Origin of the sequence: Methylomonas sp. (assembly GCF_023228165.1) — a bacterium.
Lineage (GTDB): Bacteria > Pseudomonadota > Gammaproteobacteria > Methylococcales > Methylomonadaceae > Methylomonas.
This window is the reverse complement of the sequence record NZ_JALOBS010000047.1, coordinates 1-14,860: the sequence shown is the minus strand read 5'-3', so window position 1 is coordinate 14,860 and position 14,860 is coordinate 1. Positions and strand designations below refer to the sequence as shown.

Here is a 14,860-nt window from a genome sequence, read left to right as displayed (position 1 = left end):
ACCTTTCAGCCTATAAAGGCTAATTAGCAAACTCCCGTGAATAAGCAAGTTTTTAACGACTTGTAACAAGCCGAACGTATAGCGTTATTTTTTATGCCATACATCGAAGTAAAATATTGCGAGCACCATTAACATCCCTGCCGATACTCGAATGGCAGATGGCGCAATTGTAAACCTCATCCCCCCCGAGATTACTTTTGCAATCACCACAATGGCTACACAATTTTGAAGTGAAATGTTCGTCAACAACAGTGAAATTCCTGCCATATTGTTGACATTTGAATGCCAATCTTTCACGAAATTTAAAGAATGAAAGAGCATAAGCAATGCGTTTAGACTTATCGGAAATACCTCCCTGAATACCATTACTTGAAATCCCTTTGGCACTTAAATCGCCAATCAGAATCGTTTCATAGTTTTCAGTAAGATATTTAGCAGTCTTCCAATGCAGCTCGGTAATCATTCCTTCAATCTTTCTATGACATGCACTCCCTATTTTTTGTTGTTTCTTTTTTGATTTGCAGACTTTTTTGGCATTATCGATCCTCTTGAGTTGTTTGCCGATTTTATCGTACGCCAGTTTTTTACCACAAATCGCTACAGAGCCTTTTTCCGACACACCGGTCATAAAAGTCCGCAATCCTGGATCGAGTGCAATAATGCTGCAATCAGCCTTTGTTTTTTCTGCCGTGATTGACTCAGGAACAAGAAGCGTAAAATTATTATAGACCCTGTTGAATAAAACCTTGCATTCTGACGTTATTCGGCTGGTTTCAAACGGCAGATTATTGTAAGTTAGTTGTATTTTGCCAAATATTTTCGGGCAAAGAGTGTTATTCCTAAAATAAGATTGTTCAATATCGATCAATAAGTGTTTTTTGCTTACACGCCACTTTCTGATCCGAAAATGAGAGATATTCTTTGCGCGAATATTGGATAATCCAGATTTATAATTGGCACAGGCTAATTTGATTGCTCCATCAAGAGAGTGTGCAATTATCTTCGTGTTTTTCACGAAACGCGGATGTTGGGATTTTAGCCGGATTTCTTCTTTTATAGTTTTTAGACGGTTTGTTCGAATATGAGTCCATGAAATGGTTTTCGGCTTCGCAGACTTAATAAAATCGATTGTTGCGTTGTACATCTGAACATAAGCATACATCCATTGTAACATTATTTCCCGTTGTTCATCGTTCAGTGTCAAATTGACTTGTTTACAGCGGATCAGTTCGTCTTTTTTCGCCTCAAATTGTGAGCTGACATTAATACGATTTTTCTGTCTTGTGGCAAAATTCGTCTCTAAAATATTAAACCACGTCTTCTGACTTTCTACATTTTGCGGGGGAAGAGTCTTTCGTATTTTGCCAAATGTTTTGACAGATTGTTTCTTGATTATATCCTGCAGGACTTGCATACTGGCTCATCTGTATATAAAAAAGATACCCATCTGCATTTAGATGGAGAAGGAAAAAAGCCATGTGGATAGATTTTATTGTCAATTCTTTTCAAGAAATATTAACCTTTTTGCTACAAGTTGCATCCCATTCGCTATGCTCCATGAATTCGATATATTCGGACAATTTCATTTCCGGATCTTCGGTCGCATCTCGAATTGAGTGATTTTCTGGATGATCAACATTGAACCAAATATATTTAATAAGTACGCTCACGATATGCCAATAATTCTGGCTGTTGACCCATTTCAAGAACACTAATTTATTTGTCTCTGGATCCGTGATATTCCAAAGATAACTTAGATTTGGCTTGAAACAATCCCTTATTTTTTGACTCGCGCCTTGCGGCAATATTGGCGCAGATAAAACACTCAATTGAGTCTCATCCTCATTACTGTCGCCACTGGATGCTGCTGCGTCACAAGATTCTTCTTTTGGAATCGTTTCGCTATCGTCATTTATTTTTTGCTCGGATGCGCTACATTCATCATCTTGTGAACATTTTTCTCCTTGCTGCATATCTTTATCGTGTGTTTCTTTTAGACTTGCCATTTCGCCGGCAACACTTTGCGAAGCGTTTCGCTGAGTAATAACGTCCATTCGGCGCAAATTATCAATCAATTCGCGTTGACATGCGTCGATAAACGATTGCGCCACGGACATCTTATCTTTAAGCTCTTTATTTTTAACAGCGAGTATTTCGATTTCGGATCTCCGCATGCCACATTTATGTTGATGCGCAAGTAAATATCCTTTTGTTGAAAAGACATTAAAACAGTGAATACATCGGAGTGGGTTTCGTAATTCGGTATCCTTAAGGTTACGCACAATACATGGTTTTTTCTTGCGCAAATGGCGATTAAGAAAATACGGCGCCGTAAATACTTTTTCGCAATTTTCACATCGATATACTGGTGGACTTGGATCGCCAATCTTTATTGTTTGCGTGCCACTAAAAGTTGTGAGTTTGTCACAAAAAATAAACCATATATAATATCTAATGAAGACTTTTTATTTTTTGTGACAAACTCACAACTTTTATCTCGGTCAATTTATAGAGCCGCTTCACAGAATTTGTTTTATAATTCCGGGGAAATAATCCCCCAATTTTATTCTAAGGGATTAGCTCACCAAAATTTCACAAATATAATCATAAAAAATATTCGTGCGAAATTCGTACTTGTAGATTAACGCACGCTTTCGATTCACGGCACACGAAAGTGCGAAATTCAATGCGATTCGCGCATGCGCGCAATAATGCCATCGATTTCGCTGAAAAGATGCTGTAGGCTTTTATCGTTGACGATTTCATAATCCGCGTGAATTTGCGCGTGAAGCTGCTCAGAAATGTGCTCGCCGAAGGCTCGCCTGCTGCGCAGATGCGAATCCGCCGCGGATTCAACGTCGGGGCGCGTTACGCGAATCAATATTCCGCCCAATTTCCGAATCACTTCCGCTTCATTTGGAAAACGAATATCATCAACGACAACTTTATCTTTATTTTGCAAATATTGCTGAATCCGCCGTTCTGCGGACATCGCCCAAATATCGGCGCCGATATGTGGCGCGTATTTACTCAATCCATCGCGAAAAAGCTCGGTTCCAATGAATTGAAGCGCGTATCTCGGCGTTATTTGCCAAAATTCATCCGCGACTTCTTTTTTGCTGTCGTATAATTGCTCATCAGTAAATCCAAAAATATCTTTTAGCGCGAGTTTAAGTGGTTCTGCAATAGAAGTCGTGGTATACCCGTATTTTTCGTGTAGATAAGCAGCTATCGTCGTTTTGCCAGCTTGTTTGCCGGCAACGATTCCAATCAATTCTGCCATTTCTTATTGAGTAGTGTTATCAAATTCAAAAGAAGAAATACGATATTAATCGCATCCACGCGTATTAATGCTCACTGAAGAGGATAAAAACCTTTTTTTGAAATGCGGTGAATTGGAAAATAAAATGGATATAATTCGGAAAAAATGCGCCGAAGGCGAGCTTGATAATAAAGTTAACAATTTAATAAGAGTGATTATAAGTGGTTCGGATGCCGAATTCGAGAGTCTTTTTGGTGCATTAGAAAAAGACATCCGGATGACTCCAGACTCTTTTGATTGCGCAATCAGCGAACATATTTCTGAATTTGCCGCGGGAAAACATTCGGCTTCGAGAATTATGCGTGTCATGAGTGTTCCATGTCGCTGTAATTACACAATAATGAGTATCATTTTCGGAAATCCGCACACACCGCCGAAATTACGCGAAGAAATGGCGCCACTAATCATCGCGCGAGAAATCGCAGAAAACCCAGAATTCGTATTGAATAATATCATTTTCTTCGCATTGAGGCTGCCCGATAATATGTGTAACAGAACAATTCGCATTTGCATCGCCGCTTATGCTGCGCATCAAGGAGAATCTGTTGTCTCTATTTCGAGAAAAATACTTTCGCAAATACTGAATATCGAGCGGAATTCTGGTATATTATCGCCAACATTCGATTTATTTCTCAAGGATGCGAAATTTGCGAATCTTCGCGAATTGAGTGATTTTGTCCGTGATTCATTTCTCGTACCATTACTCTCGTTGAATAGTGTGCATGTATTTGAGGAACAATTAGTCGTTTTTGCTACGAAATTTGCTAAACTTGGCGCGATTGAATTACGGATAGACTATTTAATAAAATTAGTCAGAATCAATCCTCAATTCTTGAGGGCGTTTTGGGATTTGCCAGGATTTTGGGACGAAATTGCGAAATTGACGGATGATGGACGCGGAATATTAACAGCGTTATGGGATTCGTCAAAATATCACATGAGAAGTGATTTTATTTCGCGATTTACGGTGTCATTATTTCTGCATTGTGGTGATATGTCAATTTTTCGCGAAAAAGCGCCGAGTGGTGGGAATATTCTTGACTATCTTTGGATAGATTATTATAATTCGCCATGGGATTTCGCGCCGGATTGCAGCGAAACACATCAGATTATTATCGTGCATGCCATGGAGCAACTAAAAGAAACTTTTATCCAAATGGGGCATCCTCGCGTCAATAGCGAGAGTGCATTCGCGCTTATCGCGGATAATCAGTATTTGTTTCGAGAAATAGCGGAGTGTGCGCTCGAATTATTTAAATTTTATAGATGATGCGCGATTTGCATTAGTTGCGCATTGTTCGCAAAGTGGTTGCATTATTCGTGTGTGATTCTTTTCTTTCTTTTTGCGCCGAACATGCGAAGAATTATTACTGATAAAGTTAATTGTTATTCTCGGTTCATCTATCGCGCAAGAAAAGCTGCGAATCATATACGAATATGGCAACTCATGCGCGAATATTGTGCGCAAATTGCATCATTCGCGCGCGATGTGCATTCGCATTATTGGGGTTGGAGGAGGCTTTCGCCATCGCATTATTTAGGCTTCGCACCCCTTCTTTTGAAATTTTGTGTGTTGAAAATACTGATGGACGCAGTTTGGCAAGATTTCGCAGAAGAAAAGTACCACACAATTCGTAATTTGGTAAACGCGCTCAAATCGGGCGTTTCAGATGCTGATTTTGGAGCTAAATTCGCCGCTGCAGAATCAGGACTTCGAAATACGCCTTATCGATTTACGCGAGCAATAAAAGGGATTATCTCTGAAATTCCCGAAACATCCGCAACAAGAATTATGCGAATTATGGATATTTCATATAATGATGATGCATCGCGATTCGCAATGGACATCGTTTTCGGGAATATGTGGGCGTTGCTGAGTTTGCGCGAGAAAATCGCATCGTTAATTGTTATGCAAGAAATGGCAAAGTGCCCAAAATTCGCAATTGACAAGATTATTTATCTCTCGTTAACAGTTCCGCCTAAAAGTATGCGCGACGAAACAATTCACATTTATATTGCAGCGTATGCAGAATATCAAAATAAATCGACGACTATTGTCGCGAGAGAATATCTCTCTCGGCTCTTAAATTGTGAAAACAATTGCAACTCCACTGGGGAAACATTTGATGTCTTTCTTGAAGAAGCAAAATTCGCTAATTTTCGCGAATTAAGCACGTTCGTACATGAATTCTATCTCGCACCATTATTCTCGCGAGATGCAAAACTCGGAGTTAGTGAATATTTGGTTAAATTCGCCGCAAAATTTGCCAAGATGGAAGTACTCGAATTGCGGATTGATTATTTGATAACATTAATCCGTTTGCATCCTCATTTCTTGAAAGCATTTTGGAAATTGCCGAACTTTTGGGACGAAATTACGAAATTGACAACTGACGGACATGGAATTTTAACAGCGATATGGGACGCGTCAATACACTACGGGGAACGCCAATTCTTGGCGCTCTTCTTAGGGTCGCTGTTCCGCAATTGCGACTTATCGATTATGCGCGAAAAAATAGTTGGTGGCAAAAATATCCAAGATTATATTCTTGATAGAGGGGAAGATTCCGCACTCTACAATCAGGTGCAAGAACTTATCCTTGAACATACTCAAGAGCAAATAAAAGAGATGTTAGTCCAAATCGGGCATCCGCGCGTGAATGAGGGGAGTGCATTTGCGCTTGTCGTAGCGAATCCATATTTGTATCAAGAATTGGCGGGATACATAATGGAGCCTTTTAAGTGTGCGTAATAATTTTATGATGACTATTCATTTTATTCTTTTTTGCGATTTTGCGGATTATTATTGTGCGATAGTCGTGGCAGGATTTGTCGCCGATAGTTTGCACGATTTGCGTATTTTTCTTTGAGAAATCTATCAAACCATCGCAAAATGGACAAAGTGGATGGAATTCGAGTCAAAATTAATCAGTTGAAAGTTCACGGCTGTTTGCTGCTGTTTGCCGTATTTTGCGCTTTTTCTTTGAAAAAAATATGCAAATTGTGGCAAATCATTGGCGAAAATGGCAAGGAAAGAGCGCTATTAATTTGAATTCACGGTACGCTTTACAATATAGCAAGAGAATGGCAGATACGCATTATTGCCGGAGTATTTTAACGTATGGAATGCGCGAAGGCGAGAAATGTGGTGTTCGCGCGAAATATCCGGTGGATAATCCCACATTCTGCGGAAAACATTATCGAGGGAACGTAAATCCTACGGTTTGCGCCGCACCGCAACAAGTTGTTAAAAAAGAGACAATCCAGCGTATTGGGACCGTAGAACAATTATTGGCAGAAAATCCTTCCAGATCAGTTTGGTCGGTTATCATCGAGCAAAATACATATGATAAGATATTATTCCAGAAAGTCATGAATCGCCAAATCGCGAAAAAAGAATTCAAAACGCTCGCGTCCGAGAGATTTTTGGGGCAATGGAACTGGAGCATGGATTCATTCAATATCAGAGCGCCTGCGTATCTTTGTAAGCATGCATGTTTTTATTGTTACATCGGGGTGATGTTTAGGCGATTTGGGCGTGTATGTAAGACGCCAAGCATTGAAGAACCAATGCCGGTTAATCAAAAAAGCATCGACACGGTTTGGAGTAAAGCGGCAAATTCCAAGCGGAAAATGATGTTCTTCCCATCGAGTAGTGATATCTTTGCAGAAAATATGCGGGATTATGTTAGTGTCTGCCGTAAGATTATAGATGCCGGGCATGAAATTCTCTTTATAACAAAAGCATCAATGGCATCAATTACAGCATTCGTTAGAGAATTTGAGCAACAAATGCAGCCGATCGACAATTATAAACCAAAGATAGTGATTTTTATTACTGTGACGACGAATGTTGATGCAATTTTGAGGAAATTCGAACCATATGCGCCGTTATATCAGGAACGCATTGGCGCGATTATTCACCTCATTGAACATAGATTTAATGTCAATGTAATAATCGAGCCATATTTATCCGACCCAATTGCGATTATTCAAGAAGTAGAACCAATTTTGCATAATCACGGCGGAATTATTACAGTCGGGCAAATGAATTACACAGCGGCAATGATGCTGAATCGCGATCCAGCCAAAGATAAAGAACTGAAAGATTATTTAGCCGAGTTGTATTCGCCGGCAAATATTATACGCTTGTGGAAATTTGCCGAGGATAAGCCGAATATTTTCCTCAAAAAAGATAGTGTTGGTGCGCTGCTCAAAACGATAAGTCCGCAGAATGAAGCGCCGCAGGCATAAATTTTCATTTACAAAGAGATTCAGTTCGGCGAAGCCTCGACCCCTCCGGGGGAGTTCGCCGAAGGCTCGACCGCTTCGCGGGAGTTCAAAAAAGAACGAATCACGTATTTTTTTCTTTGATGCATTCATACAATATGAATTACGCCCAATTGTGTATTCTTAGCGAGCCAATGTGAAATTCACACGCGCGTCTCCTTATTAAATTTCATGTCTGCGTCAAATATAAAAAGCAATCATACAATAATGGCAGCCGTAATAGATACACATCCAAAAATACGCGAAACGGAATCCTCGAAATTTACCTGCGAGAAATGTGGCAGAAGTTATCAAACGAAAAAACGATTTTTAATTCATAGTTTGCGAAGTATAAGCTGCGGAACGAAACGGGATGTTGACTTTCGTACCATTATTCCACCGAACACATTCGGAGTAGATTTTGTGAATAAATTCGGCGAACATCTCTTCGACCCTTCAAAGGAAGATCCAAAAAAAACAGCAATCACGCAGATTGTAATTCAACATCCTCTCGATTTTTACGAAGAAATAAAGCGATATCTTTGGAGTTTTGCGCCAAATCAGCCAACGCCAGATCCGCCTCAGGAATTTACGGAAATTATGAATGGCGAAACAATTACCGAATATTTCGATAGTCTTATCACGAATTTTATCCACGAATGGTACCATGAAATAAATCGCGCCATTAGCAAGCATTCGCGATTTCAATTAGCGAATCTTCGTGTGGGTACTGGATATGTTATTGTCATACCGATTGCTGATTGGTGAATCATTGCGTCTGTATTGCCTGCGATGCGATTTCGAGTTCGCCGAAGGCTCGACCGCTTCGCGGGAGTTCTGTAGTGGCGTTTGTGAAAAATCGCGAAACCAAAAGTATTATTTAGCGTGCTTATCACTTCGAAATCATGCCAATTGCGTTGTATTTTTTCCTCGAATAACGCGTGATAATCAATTTGCTTACTGTTAGATGCTCCCCTGAAGGAGACGCTGCTTCGCAGTGCTCAAGCAAATAATTAATCTTCTTTTGATGCTTAATTTTTTGTTATTCGCTGGAGACTCACAGCGATTTACGGATGTGCAAAAAAAAGAAATATTCATGCAAATTTCACACACTTTCTTATTAAATTTCACCACCGCGTTGAATATAAAAAGCAAACGCGCGATAATGGCAACCATAGTGCACCCAGAAATACGCGAAAACCCAGCGCGCCCGATATATATGTGCGATAAATGTAAAAACGAATTTCCATCAGGAAGATGTCTCATACTCCATCGATTACGAAATAGAGTCTGCGGAACAAAACGAGATGCGGATATAAACACAATTGTCCCATCGCGTGTATTTAATACTGATTTCGTAAATATATTTGGTGAACATCTGTTCGATATGTCGGAAATTGATCCAAGAAAAGCAGTAATAGTGCAGATTGTTATGCAATATCCTCTTGATTTGTATGGGCAAATAAAGAAATACTTATGGTCGATTGCGCCAAATCCGCCAACTCCGGAGCCATTCACGGAATTTGAAGAGACTATTGACGGGGTAGCTTTTTCTGTATCGTTTGATGATTTAATTACGGATTTTATCCATCGTTTTTCGGATGACATAAATATTCTTATTAGTAAGCATTCTATTTGCCGTCTCACGCGGATTCATACGTGCGATAAATATGAAATAATTATTCCGATTTCGGCACGGTAAAAGATGCTGTTATTTCTTGCTCAGAGTAAGTGCGATTACGGCGAACCATGAAATTAATTGCGCTATCCAATACATATACAGTATTAAATTCACTCCACTGAGCCATAATTTTTTCTTTGAATAGTTGGCTGTAATTAATCTGCGGATCTGTATTGACGGAATTTAATCTTTCAAAACATTTGTGAACAATATCGAGAGAGCATTCTCTGAGTTTTTTCGCGGCGGCAGTAAATGAATATAGCATCCATTGCCCGTTTTCCATGAGATCCGCCTCGTCGGAAAATGCGCTGGTCTGGTCCGGTGTATTATCGCGAATTGACTGGTTTTCCGGATGATCCTTATTGAACCAAATATATTTGATGATTGCCATTACAACATTCAGATAATGCTTTTCATCAATCCATTTTGCGAATACAGATTTATTAGTCTCAAGATCGCGTATGATCCAAAGATAAGAAATATTTGGGCGCGTATAATCGTTTATTTGATGTCGCGTGCTGGAATCGGCTGGCGCGAATAATGCAGTGTCTTTTCTTTTGAACTTATTGACACGATGCACAAGTTCATCCCGTTTTGCCTCGCGATTGATGCATTGCTGGGCTTTTTGTTGCGCAATTGCGTCTATTCTGCGCAGATTGTGATCTATTTTGCTTTGATTCTCCGTAATAACGGATCGCGCTGCGAGAATTTTAGCTTCGAGTTCTTTATTTTGTTCCAGTAGTATATCGGATTCAGATTTTCGCTTACTGCATTGGCGTTGATGCGCTGATAAGTTCCCTTTTGTCGAAAATAAATTGCGGCAATATTCGCACCGAAGTGGGTCCAGAATTTCTACAGATGTAAGATTCCTTACAATGCATGGTCTTTTTTTATTTTGATGCCGAGCAAGAAAATATTGAGATTTGAATCGTTTCCCACAATCGCCACATTGACATAACAGGAGCTCGTCCATCTTTTTTTGTTTTGATAATAATCTGAAAATTGTCAAAGTGTTCCACAAAACTAAAAAGTCGGCTGTATATTTAATAATAATATTTTTTTGGAATTGTGAAAAATATTCACAACAATCATTTTTATGAATTTTGGGCTGAGAGCATTACAGAATACATTTATGAAAATTGTGCCAAAAAGTGAAATATTGCAGTTTTCAGATTTGTGGAACATTTCACAAAACGCATAACTTCTGAGGAAGAAAATAATTAATTCAAACTGCAATAGATCCGCAAAATGAAGCTCCACCGCAAGCATAATTTTTACAACAATTCGCGCATCATTCGGCTGCGGCTTCGCAGTCGCCCACGATTACTTAATTTTCTTTTTTTGCACAATCCAAGCAATCAGCAGGCTTAATCAAGAAGAATAGATTACTTACTTATTGTTAATCATTCTCTCAGTTATTCCTTAGCAAAACAAAGAAAAAAGAGTAATTCTCAGCGACAATGCGCGATTGGCGCGACATTTGCGCACTTTGCGATGAAAGCGCGCATTAATCCATTTATTTTCGTAATTCCATCGTGAAATCCGCGCGGACATCTCGAAAAAAAGTTTTATAGCAACGCGGATACTAATCGCCAACTTTTCCACAGAATAATCGCGCTTTCTTCTTGATTTACTTTCATTCGCGCAAATCGCGCGCATTCGTCGCCGGCGATTACTTAATTTTCTTTTTCGCACAATCCAAGCAATCAGCCGGCTTAATCAAAGAAAAATAGATTACTTACTTATCGCCACTCATTTTCTCAGTCATTCCTTAGAAAAACAAGAATAAATTTTCAGCGACAGAACGCGTGAATTTTGCATCAATTTGCGTCATCGCGCGACAATTTTGCGCATTAATCGCCAAATGTTATTCTCATTTTCTATTTTTGTAATTTTCTCAGCACCCAGTAATCATTAAGCAAGAAGAAATATTAGTTATCTTAGTATCAGTTATCATCTCAGTCATTCCTCATACAAAATAAAAAAACAAAGAATAAATTTCGGCGACAATGCGCACATTTCGCGGATTCGCGCGCAAATTGTGCAATTATTGGCGAAATTCGTATTAATCCATTTATTTTTCGCGCCAACTTTCCTGCGGATATAATCGAGCATTCTTTTTCGTGCCAATTATTCGCCAGCGATTACTTCATTTTGTAATTTTCCCAGCAATCAGCCAGTATCAAATCAAGAAGAATAACTATTTACTATAATCAATTACCATCTCAGTCATTCCTTAGCAAAACAAAGAAAAAAGAGTAATTCTCGGCGACAATGCGCGCGAAGTGCGCAAATATCGATGAAATTCGTATTAATCCATTCTTTTTTCGCGTCAACTTTCCCGCAGAGAATATTCGCGCTTTTCTTCTCGATTCGTTTTTTTATCCAATCGCGCGAATATTCTCCCGCACGCACAATTTTGCCAATAATTACTCCATTTTCTTTTTTGTAATTTTTTCAGACAATAGGCGAGCGTTAATCAAGAAGAAATATCTGCTTATTATTCACTATCTCAGTCCTTTCCTTAACAAAATAGAAAAATATATGTAATCCAGTGCGATTGATGCAGCCACTTTGCAAACAATTCGTTAAAATCATTCAAAATTTCGCCTCTTTTCAGGCTTTTGGCAGCATCATATCCGCCTCCCAGCAGTTTTTATTCTCTTTTCATAGCCAAAAATCCTAAAATTTTCAGGCTGGGTCGCAACTTTACGCGTAAACTTTTCATAATATTCGTGCATTTCTTTTCGCGCAGATATTTGCCAATTTGCTTCGGCGCGCGCCAATCACGCGCATAATCGCCAGCGATTACACGCGTTTTCTATTTTTTCTTTTTTGCTCTTTTACTCAGCAATCAGCCAGTATCAAATCAAGAAGAAATATTACTTACTTATTATCAATTACCATCTCAGTCTATCCTTAGCAAAACAAAGAAAATATATGTAATTCTACGGCGACATTGCGCGGATTTGCGCGCATTAATCCATTTATTTTTCGCGCCAATTCCTTTCATCTTGTGCGAATCAGCGAAAAAGTATTCCATTTTGCTTTTCCTTGCAATCCAGTGCATTTCTTGTTTTTCATGTTTTTCCTCCGCGACAAATTCTCGCGGTTAATGAGGATTTCACAGCGTTTCAGGGGCAAATCTCTCATTTTTAGTATCTTCATTCGCGCGAGGTTCATCAATTTTCACAGATTCGCAGCTTTTTCCCCTTCTGCATCATGCAGTAGCGTTTTCGCCTCTTTTCCGGCTTTTGGCGGCATCCATTTTCCCCATCCCCAGCAGATTTTATTCTCTTTTCATAGCCAAAAATCCTAAAAATTTCAGACTCATCCGCCGATTTTTTCACGGATTCGCGCACACTTTCTGCCCGCCGATGCGCGCCATCAAACGCACGAGCCTCCATCTGCGCGCCAACGCATCCATATGCGCCTCATTTTCCGCCTGAGGACGCGCATTCATCTTGATTTTAATAATCTGGCAGTGTGTGGAAGGCTAAATGAGATTCATTTTCGGATTATTTATTGAAATGTTGATGGAGCGTAAACGTGACTATTTGGAAGATGTCTGGTGATTCATCTTTGAATAATCTTATCGAATGTTGATAAATCGTATTACCGACTATCTGGTGAGTGGCGAATCATTTTATTTTCGAATAATTTAAGACACTATGTTCAGATTTATATTTTTTTAGGAATTGTGAATGGATTATTCTCGTACCGATTTTTTTATTTTGGTCTTTTTCGCACGAAAAAATCAAATTGAGGCAAATGTCAAAATAAATATCCAGATAATCATCCGGCGCAAATATGGTTTGCAATAAGCACGACAACGAAATACAAACTAATAACAGATTAATATTATTTCATCATTAGTCGGTAACAAACGGCGCGAGAAAACGATTTATAAAAAGTGGCATGCGAAAAAGTGGAAAAAAATATTTTATGGAAATTAATTGCCAAAATATTCACGAGGATGACGATTTTCAAAAACATACCCTGCTCAAAAATGCCATAAAAAATTATCAAAAATAAATAATTGCCAAAATAAATTAATGCCGGCGCGCGTAAAAAGCCTAAAATATGGACCAATGGCACGTCAACAGCCAAATACATACTAAAATGATTATCTAATTACAGAGTGAGCCCCAACTCAAAAATAATCAAAGTCAAAATACTCATAACAATCCCAAATTAATGCCAAAATGCGGATATTCTCACAAAAAGTCGCAAATCATGTTCAGGACACGTTCATCAAAGCAAGTGGAAGCCGCGGTAAGCCTTTCTCAGTGACACACAAGTTCTAAATAAAATTCAAATGTAAATAAACTGTAAATCGATAGCATTTTAATATGCAAACAGCGGTTATCAGCGATAAACGCTTGAATTTTATACGGCATTCGCCAGCGCATTATTTCGGCAATCCGTCATCAAAATCGATATTCCCGATTAAGAGAGCGCGAAATAGCAATCTCTGGGCAAAATCATCGCGATTCCAGCATTTTCCATCCATAATCACACGAAATCTCAATAACGAGGGTTTCGAGGGCTTTTAAGCCATTCCGGAAACCGATTTACTTAATTTGCCAGTTTTACGCCACGAGCGTTTTGCGCGAATCCAAATGCGGAAAATGAATCATCAAACATTAAGAAAGTAATCATTATTATCACGTTAACCATCTTAATAATTTTTTAACAAAGTGAAAATTGTTAAATTCAATCAAAATCGTTTTATATTTTCCAGCGACTATCTATGCCTACGCGATTTTCAAGAAATTCCATTCAGCGGAAATCAATCGCCAGCGATTTTGCCGATATTCAAGTCTCAAAAATGTTTTCACGCAATTCATAAGCATCATGCAAATCAATAATCATTAACTAAATTATCAAAAGTATTTCATTCACCAATCCGAAAAGAAAAAGACACCATTCACTGCGATGAGTCTCAAAAATCTGCCATGCTATAATGATGCCCACGCGATTTTCAGGCGAATTCGCGCGCCGCCTGCAAATTGTCTGCAAAATTTCAAAGCCACAATCCTGAAATGATTTTCAATAACTTTGGCGATTTTCAAATACTATAATTTATAAAAAAATCTGCATCACATGCCTGATTTAATTTCAAAAACCGAATTTAACGCGTTCTGGCATTTCCGCTCAGCAGCGATTGCCTGATGGTTTTCTGAGATATCCTGATGCGGATTTTAAATGTCATCGGTATTTCCACACTTCCAAGCACCACAGTGTTTTCACGCGGTTTCTTAATGCCCACGCGAATCACTCGGCAAAAAATCCATCCAATTTTTAGCATCGGCGGAAGTCCAAATTATTTTCAGCACCATAATTCCAGTTTTCTCTCTCCGGCGATCATCAATTTCCCGATGCCTGAACGACATTCTCTCAGCGCCTCGGCTATCTTCAGCCCCATTTTCATCAGCCAAGCGCCAAATGATTTTCACGCCAATCCTAAATTGCCAAATGAATCATCGGCATAATTCCAAATCTTAAAATTTCCCATTTTCAATTCTTAAAATATTTTCAGATTTATGCATGCGCGAAATTTTAGCATTATTTAAAGGGCGATGACT

General features: G+C 38.9%; 12 protein-coding genes. 7 read left to right on the top strand and 5 right to left on the bottom strand.

What is annotated here, in order from left to right:
• Window positions 1-91 precede the first annotated feature (91 nt).
• From M0R33_RS22425 to M0R33_RS22415, 3 genes are all read right to left on the bottom strand, one after another.
• A complete protein-coding gene (locus tag M0R33_RS22425; RefSeq protein WP_292574199.1) occupies window positions 92-1,414 on the bottom strand; it encodes a transposase in 1,323 nt (440 codons plus the stop codon).
• Window positions 1,415-1,505: 91 nt separating this feature from the next.
• Entirely contained in the window at window positions 1,506-2,174 is a 669-nt protein-coding gene (locus tag M0R33_RS22420) for a hypothetical protein (protein WP_292574198.1), read from the bottom strand.
• A 509-nt stretch (window positions 2,175-2,683) separates the two neighbouring features.
• Entirely contained in the window at window positions 2,684-3,283 is a 600-nt protein-coding gene (locus tag M0R33_RS22415) for a hypothetical protein (RefSeq protein ID WP_292574197.1), read from the bottom strand.
• Between the two features lie 67 nt (window positions 3,284-3,350).
• Here M0R33_RS22415 and M0R33_RS22410 point away from each other — a divergent pair, with 67 nt between their 5' ends.
• The 6 genes from M0R33_RS22410 (at window position 3,351) to M0R33_RS22385 (ending at window position 9,293) form a co-directional block, all read left to right on the top strand.
• Window positions 3,351-4,592, top strand: a complete 1,242-nt coding sequence (locus M0R33_RS22410; RefSeq protein WP_292574196.1) for a hypothetical protein — start codon at window positions 3,351-3,353, stop codon at window positions 4,590-4,592.
• Between the two features lie 177 nt (window positions 4,593-4,769).
• The gene (locus M0R33_RS22405; protein ID WP_292574195.1) at window positions 4,770-6,074 is read left to right on the top strand and encodes a hypothetical protein; all 1,305 of its coding nucleotides are present in this window, start codon (window positions 4,770-4,772) and stop codon (window positions 6,072-6,074) included.
• 141 nt (window positions 6,075-6,215) lie between these two features.
• The gene (locus M0R33_RS22400; protein ID WP_292574194.1) at window positions 6,216-6,374 is read left to right on the top strand and encodes a hypothetical protein; all 159 of its coding nucleotides are present in this window, start codon (window positions 6,216-6,218) and stop codon (window positions 6,372-6,374) included.
• 32 nt (window positions 6,375-6,406) lie between these two features.
• Window positions 6,407-7,576: a hypothetical protein gene (locus tag M0R33_RS22395; RefSeq protein ID WP_292574193.1), complete on the top strand. Its 1,170-nt coding sequence runs from the start codon at window positions 6,407-6,409 to the stop codon at window positions 7,574-7,576.
• 243 nt (window positions 7,577-7,819) lie between these two features.
• Window positions 7,820-8,359 carry a hypothetical protein gene (locus M0R33_RS22390; protein WP_292574192.1) on the top strand — a complete coding sequence of 180 codons (540 nt, stop codon included), beginning with the start codon at window positions 7,820-7,822 and terminating at the stop codon, window positions 8,357-8,359.
• Window positions 8,360-8,666: 307 nt separating this feature from the next.
• Window positions 8,667-9,293, top strand: a complete 627-nt coding sequence (locus M0R33_RS22385) for a hypothetical protein (protein WP_292574191.1) — start codon at window positions 8,667-8,669, stop codon at window positions 9,291-9,293.
• On the opposite strand, the gene M0R33_RS22380 is transcribed toward M0R33_RS22385, so the two are convergent.
• Both M0R33_RS22380 and M0R33_RS22375 read right to left on the bottom strand, forming a co-directional pair.
• Window positions 9,271-10,245 carry a C2H2-type zinc finger protein gene (locus tag M0R33_RS22380; protein WP_292574190.1) on the bottom strand — a complete coding sequence of 325 codons (975 nt, stop codon included), beginning with the start codon at window positions 10,243-10,245 and terminating at the stop codon, window positions 9,271-9,273. The genes M0R33_RS22385 and M0R33_RS22380 overlap by 23 nt on opposite strands.
• A gap of 2,209 nt (window positions 10,246-12,454) precedes the next feature.
• Window positions 12,455-12,679, bottom strand: coding sequence for a hypothetical protein (locus M0R33_RS22375; protein ID WP_292574189.1), 225 nt, complete (start codon window positions 12,677-12,679; stop codon window positions 12,455-12,457).
• 1,788 nt (window positions 12,680-14,467) lie between these two features.
• Between M0R33_RS22375 and M0R33_RS22370 the strand changes: the two genes are divergently transcribed.
• A complete protein-coding gene (locus M0R33_RS22370) occupies window positions 14,468-14,767 on the top strand; it encodes a hypothetical protein (protein ID WP_292574188.1) in 300 nt (99 codons plus the stop codon).
• Window positions 14,768-14,860 lie beyond the last annotated feature (93 nt).